This window comes from Bradyrhizobium uaiense, assembly GCF_010811875.1.
Lineage (GTDB): Bacteria > Pseudomonadota > Alphaproteobacteria > Rhizobiales > Xanthobacteraceae > Bradyrhizobium > Bradyrhizobium uaiense.
Genome location: NZ_VKHP01000936.1, coordinates 1 through 244, shown reverse-complemented (window position 1 = coordinate 244; position 244 = coordinate 1). Strand labels below are relative to the sequence as shown.

General features: G+C 59.4%; 1 pseudogene. It reads left to right on the top strand.

The annotated features are described in order from the left end of the window. Positions 1 to 119: 119 nt before the first annotated feature. Positions 120 to 244, top strand: a pseudogene (locus FNJ47_RS48180) (transposase); the annotation flags it as partial.

The window sequence follows — 244 nt, the reverse complement described above, 5'->3', positions numbered from 1 at the left end:
GGTAGCCGGGTCGCCCCGTGTCAAGCGACCGAACGCCAACGAAACCGAGCTTATCCAGATCGAGCCCATCGACGAACACATCAATCGCACGCACCGGATTGTCCTCGGACAGGTAGTCGTCGAGCCGACGCCTGGAGCGGGAATGTCAACGCAATATCGAGATGATCTGGCTGACCGGGCAGTTGGCACCGGACTTCAAGACCATCGCCGATTTCCGCAAGGACAATGGCAAGGCCATGCGTGA